Genomic DNA, 6,237 nt, shown 5'->3' on the forward strand with positions numbered 1-6,237 from the left:
TGGAGATGTGGTGCGTCAGTGCGCGATGCGCTCGCCCGAGCCGGCGTGGAACAGGTGCTGCTCGCCGGTGCGGATGCGGACGTGGATGGTCTCGCCCTTGGCCGGGACCTGCCGCGGGTCGACGCGCACGATGACCTGCGCGTCGCCGGCGCCGGAGTGGACGTCCGCCGCGCCGGCCTCGCCGACGAGCGAGCCGTACACGAACGCGTCGGAGCCGAGCTCCTCGACGATGTTGACCGACACCGGGATCGAGTCCGGGGTGCCCTGCGGGACGACGTCCAGCGCCTCCGGGCGGAACCCGATGGTGATGGAGTTGTTGTCGTCCGACGCCAGCGTGCCGAGCACGTCGCGCGGCACGGCGATGCCGGCCGAGCCGACCTTCGCGACGCCGTCGGTGATCGGGAACGTGCCGATGTTCATGGCCGGGGAGCCGATGAAGCCGGCGACGAACACGTTGGCCGGGGTGTCGTACATGTCGCGCGGGGTGCCGACCTGCTGCAGGAGGCCGTCCTTGAGGACCGCGATGCGGTCGCCCATGGTCAGCGCCTCGGTCTGGTCGTGCGTGACGTAGACCGTGGTGACGCCCAGGCGGCGCTGGAGCGACGCGATCTGGGTGCGGGTCTGCACGCGGAGCTTCGCGTCCAGGTTCGACAGCGGCTCGTCCATGAGGAAGACGCGCGGCTGGCGGACGATGGCGCGACCCATCGCGACGCGCTGCCGCTGGCCACCCGAGAGGGCCTTCGGCTTGCGGTCGAGGTACTGGGTCAGGTCGAGGATCTTGGCGGCCTCCTCGACGCGGGTGCGGATCTCGGCCTTCGGGGTGCCGGCGATCTTGAGCGCGAAGCCCATGTTGTCGGCGACCGTCATGTGCGGGTAAAGCGCGTAGTTCTGGAACACCATCGCGATGTCCCGGTCCTTCGGCTGGACGTCGGTGACGTCGCGGTCGCCGATGAGGATGCGACCCGCGTTGACGTCCTCCAGGCCCGCGAGCATGCGGAGGGAGGTCGACTTGCCGCAGCCCGAGGGGCCGACGAGGACGAGGAACTCGCCGTCCTCGATGTGCAGGTCGAGGGCGTCCACCGCGGGACGCTCCGTGCCCGGGTACACCCGGGTGGCCTTGTCGAACGTGACCGTAGCCATGGTTCATCGATCCCTTCACCGGCAGGTACGTGCCGGACGATCCGTCGTGAAGAGTGTCAGAGTGTCTTCGCTGACACGGGTCGAGGGAGGTCGGGTGACCCCCCTCGGTCCACGGACATCCAACCACACCAGGCTGACCTGCGGGTGAACTCGCGCGGTCAGTTCAGGACGACGACGTCCGAGGCGCCGTAGCCGAGCAGGTCGCCGCCGTACGGCCACACGCCCTGCACGTCGGCGGGCAGCCGCGTCGCCCACGCCGGGGTGCCGGAGGACAGCGCGAACGCCGCGAGCGCGCGCGGGGAGCCCGGGTCGGTCCCGCCCCCCTCGTCGGCCCGCCCGGACGCCGTCGGCGCGTCCCCGACCGCGACCCCCAGCCCCGCGAGCGCGTCCGGCCGCGCCAGGACCAGGACGTACCGGCCGTCCGTCATCACCGACGCGCCGTCGCCGGACACCTCTACGACCGTGCGCCAGACCTCGCGGCCGGTCGCCACGTCGAGCGCCCACAGCCCGTCCGTGTCCGCGCCGTACAGCGTGCCCTCGAGCAGCACCGCGGCCGGGTCCGACCAGCGGGGGTGCGGCGACGTCCACAGCTCGGCGCCCGACTCGGCGTCCACGCCGACCAGGACCCGGCCCTCCGAGGTCGACGAGGCCACCAGCTCCACCCCGGGCACCGACCCGTCGTCGACGGACAGCCAGAGCGGCTGGCCGGGCAGGTCGGTCAAGGGCTCCCCGTCGTCGTCGAGCAGCCGCGCACCGGTGCCGCCGCTGGCCAGCAGGTGCCCTGTGCGGGACACGGACAGGTAGTCGGCCCCGGACGCCTGCAGCCGCCCGTCGTCGGCGTCGAACGCCCAGGAGCCGAGCTCGCCCTGCACCAGGACCCGCCCCGGCGCGACGGACACGCCCGGCGGGTAGAAGAGCCGCGCGGCGGCCTCCGGGTCGGTGAGCGGGACGTCGGTGCGCCACAGCGGGGCCGCGCCGCCGTCGTCGGGCGCGCCCCGGTCCGCCGCCGTGTCCCACGCGGAGACCCGCAGGGTGCCGTCGGCGATCGACGCGAGCACCTGGAGGCCGTCGGCGCCGCCCCAGCCCGACATCGGCGCGACCTGGCGGGTGGCGCGCAGCTCGCCGGTCGTGGCGTCGAGCGCCACGAGGCGGGCCGCGCTCGGCGCGGCCGGCGCCCAGCTCCCGGAGTCGTCGGCGGCGTCGGCCGCACCGCGGTCGAGGACCAGGCAGCGGACGGTCGCCACCGGCTCGGCGTCGGGCACGCAGGTCGGGTACTCCATGCCGACGTCGGGCTCCGCCCGGCCGCCGTCCTCCAGCGACGTCGACCAGACCTGGGTGCCGTCGCGGTCGAGCGCGACCAGCTCGCGGGCGGCGTCCCACGGCGGCGACGCGACGCCGATCCGCAGGTCGTCCACCGGGATGCCGGAGAGCACGACCGACGCCGTCTCCTGGCTGTACCGGTGCGCGGCGGGCAGGCCGGGCGCGACGGTCCGCAGCACCCCGGCGACCTCCTGCCGGGCGGCGACCCGGCCGTCCTCGCGGGCGTCGAGCAGCGCCTGCGTGCCGACGAGCGCGAGCGCGGCGACGACCGGGACCGGCCACCACCGGCGCAGCGCGCGCCGGCGCCGGGCGACCCGGCGGGCGCGTGCGGCCTCCGCCTCGGGGTCCTCGGCCTCGGGGGCGAGCGGCAGGTCGGTGCCGACGTCGACCAGCTCGACGTCCTGCATCGGCTCGCGTCGTCGCCCCACGACCGGAACCTACGCCCCGGGGGGCGCTCCGCGCGCGGGATCGGCCCCGCCGGCACCGGCGGCCCCGGACGCGAGGTCCGCCGCCAGCCCTGCCAGCAGCGCGGACAGCGCCTCGGGGTCGGGCACGCGGTACCGGGCGGCGGTGGGGCCGTCGCCGACCTTGACGGTGAGGTCGTCGGGCCCGAGCGCCTCGAAGGCGTGCTCGTCGGTGACGTCGTCGCCGGCGGACAGCACCGACCCGGCCCGGAGCTCGTCCCGGAGCGCCACCAGCGCGGCGCCCTTGTCGGCGTCCAGCACGGACACCTCGACGACCTTCTTGCCGTGCAGCGTCACGGACCCGAGGCGCTGGCCGACGCCGAGCGCCTCCCGCTCGGCCGCGTCGCCGGTGCCCGGGTCCGCCATGCGGGTGTGCACCACCACCGCGGCGGGCTTCGTCTCGACCCAGACGCCGTCCCGCCCGCGCGCGACCGCCTGCATCTCCCCGCCGAGCCGGGTCAGCCGGTCGGACTGGTCGTCGGTGAGCGTGAGGACGTCGCGGTCCAGGCCGTGCTCGCCGACCCGGGCGCGCTCGGCGCCGTGGCTGCCGATCAGCACCGTGCCGGCCGGGACCTCGGCCAGCCGGTGCAGGTCGGCGGCGGGGCGGCCGGAGACCAGGGCGAGGCGCACCGCGTCCGGGTGCCCCGCGAGCTCGCGCAGCGCGGCCACGGCCCCCGGCAGCAGCCGCGACGCCTCGGGGTCGTCCTGCAGCGGCGCGAGCGTGCCGTCGAAGTCGAGCGCGACCAGCAGCGGGCGCCGGGCGGGGTCGGCCACGAGCGCGCGGAGCGCGGCGCGGAGGTCGTCGGTGCCGGCGGGCTCGGCGGGCGGGGTGGGTGCTGCGGGCACTGCGGAGCTCCTCAGACGTGGCGCTCGCGCACCGGGACGGCGGTCAGCACCGACAGGAACGACTCCGACCAGTGCGCGACGTCGTTCTCCAGCACCCGGCGGCGCAGGCGGCGCATCCGCTTGCGGGCCTCGCGCGGGTCGATGTTCGCGGCGTGCTGGATCGCGTTCTTCAGGCCGGCGATGTCGTGCGGGTTGACCAGGATGGCCGCGCCGCCGAGCTCGTCGGCGGCGCCGGTGAACTCGCTGAGCACCAGGGCGCCCCGGTCGTCGGACCGCGCGGCGATGTACTCCTTCGCGACCAGGTTCATGCCGTCGCGCAGCGCGGTGACCAGCATGACGTCGGCCGCCAGGTACAGGGCCGCCATCTCCTCCATCGGGTAGGAGTGGTGCATGTAGTGCACGGCCGCGTGGCCGAGCTCGCCGTGCTCGCCGTTGATCCGGCCGACCTGCGCCTCGACCTCCTCGCGGAGCTGCTGGTAGGCGCCGACGTTCTCCCGGCTGGGCGAGGCGACCTGCACCAGCGTCGACTCCGGCACGGTCATCCGGCCGTCCTCGAGCAGCTCCTCGAACGCCTTGATCCGGTGCCGGATGCCCTTGGTGTAGTCGAGCCGGTCGACGCCGAGCAGCAGCACCTCCGGGTCGCCGAGCTCGGCGCGGATCTCCTTGGCGCGCTGCTGCACCTCGGGGGTGCGGGCGAGCCGGTCGAACGCCTTCGAGTCGATGGAGATGGGGAACGCAGCGGCGCGCACGTGCCGCTCGACCCGGCCGTCGGCGTCGGTCAGCGTGATCATCTGGCCGCGCGTGGTGCGGTCGGTGAGCCGGCGGACCACCCGGACGAAGTTGGCCGCGTCGCCGCCGCGCTGGAACCCGATGAGGTCCGCGCCGAGCAGGCCCTCGACGACCTGGAGCCGCCACGGCAGCTGGGCGAAGATCTCCAGCGGGGGGAACGGGATGTGGTGGAAGTAGCCGATCCGGACGTCCGGGCGCAGCTCGCGCAGGAACTTCGGCACCAGCTGCAGCTGGTAGTCGTGCACCCACACCGTCGCGCCGGGCGCGGCCTGCGCCGCCGCCGCGTCCGCGAACCGGCGGTTCACCCGCTGGTAGGCGTCCCACCACTGCCGGTGGAACGTCGGGGGCTGGATCACGTCGTGGTAGAGCGGCCACAGCGTGTCGTTGGAGAAGCCCTCGTAGTAGAAGCGGAGGTCGTCCTCGGTCAGCTTCACGGGGACGAGCCGCATGTCGTCGGCGTCGAACGGCTCGAGCTCGAGGTCGGCCGAGCCGCCCCAGCCGACCCACGCGCCGTCGGACTTCTGCACGACGGGCTCGAGGGCGGTCACGAGGCCGCCCGGGGAGCGGGTCCAGCTCGGCGCGCCGTCCTCGCCCACGGTCACGTCGACCGGGAGGCGGTTCGCGACGACGACCAGGTCATAACCAGCAGAATCCACTGAAGTCCATCTCCTTGGTGTCGGCTCGACCTTAACGTGACCGAGCACCGACCGCCCGGGGACGGCGCAGTCCCGGCCGTGGTCCCGACCGCGCGTCCGGGTGCCTTCACGGGTCCCGCCGCGCGGCACCACGACCCCCGCCCGAGCGGCGGCTACGGTGCCCGCATGGAGCGCATCGGGCTGTCGCCGGGCGCCGAGATCGGCGGGTACACCATCCTCGCGCCGCTCGGCTCCGGCGGCATGGGCACGGTGTACCGCGCGGTCGACGGCGGCGGCACCCCGGTGGCGCTCAAGCTGCTGCACCCGCACATCGGCGCCGACCCGTCCTCGCGCGAGCGGCTGCGCCGCGAGGTGCTCGCCCTGCAGCGGCTCCGGCACCCCGGCGTCGCCGCCGTCCTGGACGCGGAGGCCGACTCGACCGAGGCGTTCCTCGTCACCGAGCTCGTCCCGGGCGCCGACCTCGCCGAGCACGTGCGCCAGCGCGGTCCGTTGGACGCCGCCGCCTTGCACCGGCTGGCCGACGGCCTGCGGGACGCGCTCGGCGCGGTGCACGCGGCCGGCGTGGTGCACCGCGACCTCAAGCCCAGCAACGTGCTCGTCACCGCCGACGGTCCGGTGCTCATCGACTTCGGCATCGCCCAGTCGGTCGACGAGACCCGGGTGACCTCCACCGGGTTCGTGGTCGGCACCCCCGGCTACCTCGCGCCCGAGCTCGTGGACGGGGCGGAGCCGACGCCCGCCACGGACTGGTGGGGCTGGGCCGCGCTGCTGGCGTACGCCGCGACCGGCCGCGCGCCGTTCGGCACCCGGCCGCTGGAGGCGGTGCTGGTCCGGACGCGCAGCGGCGACGCGGACCTGGCGGGCCTGGGGCCGGTGACCGCCGGGGCGCTGTGGGACGCGCTGGCCGCCGACCCCGCCGACCGGGCCGAGCCCGACGAGGTGGTGGCGGCGCTCGCCGAGGCCGCGCGGCGCGGGGAGGCCTACGACGCGGCCGCGGCCGCCGCGGCGCTCGCGGCGGGACC

The 6,237-nt window shown here is 75.5% G+C and carries 5 protein-coding genes; 1 reads left to right on the top strand and 4 read right to left on the bottom strand.

Annotated elements, in window-relative coordinates; translation table 11 throughout:
• Window positions 1-15 precede the first annotated feature (15 nt).
• The 4 genes from J5O08_RS16915 to J5O08_RS16930 form a co-directional block, all read right to left on the bottom strand.
• The gene (locus J5O08_RS16915; protein ID WP_147795481.1) at window positions 16-1,140 is read right to left on the bottom strand and encodes an ABC transporter ATP-binding protein; all 1,125 of its coding nucleotides are present in this window, start codon (window positions 1,138-1,140) and stop codon (window positions 16-18) included.
• Window positions 1,141-1,298: 158 nt separating this feature from the next.
• The gene (locus tag J5O08_RS21740; protein ID WP_218708044.1) at window positions 1,299-2,888 is read right to left on the bottom strand and encodes a PQQ-binding-like beta-propeller repeat protein; all 1,590 of its coding nucleotides are present in this window, start codon (window positions 2,886-2,888) and stop codon (window positions 1,299-1,301) included.
• Between the two features lie 9 nt (window positions 2,889-2,897).
• Window positions 2,898-3,770, bottom strand: a complete 873-nt coding sequence (gene otsB / locus J5O08_RS16925) for a trehalose-phosphatase (protein WP_308281685.1) — start codon at window positions 3,768-3,770, stop codon at window positions 2,898-2,900.
• Window positions 3,771-3,781: 11 nt separating this feature from the next.
• Complete coding sequence (locus tag J5O08_RS16930; RefSeq protein WP_147795483.1) at window positions 3,782-5,215, bottom strand: trehalose-6-phosphate synthase; 1,434 nt, start codon at window positions 5,213-5,215, stop codon at window positions 3,782-3,784.
• Window positions 5,216-5,380: 165 nt separating this feature from the next.
• Between J5O08_RS16930 and J5O08_RS16935 the strand changes: the two genes are divergently transcribed.
• Window positions 5,381-6,237, top strand: an 857-nt coding sequence (locus J5O08_RS16935; protein WP_218708045.1) for a serine/threonine-protein kinase, incomplete at its 3' end; no start/stop codon positions are given.

It is taken from the genome of Cellulomonas sp. PS-H5 (assembly GCF_019265565.1).
Taxonomy (GTDB): Bacteria; Actinomycetota; Actinomycetes; order Actinomycetales; family Cellulomonadaceae; genus Cellulomonas.

Excerpts from the sequence above, each read along its gene's own strand:
- J5O08_RS16915 (WP_147795481.1), bottom strand. The coding sequence starts at position 1,140 with ATGGCTACGGTCACGTTCGACAAGGCCACCCGGGTGTACCCGGGCACG.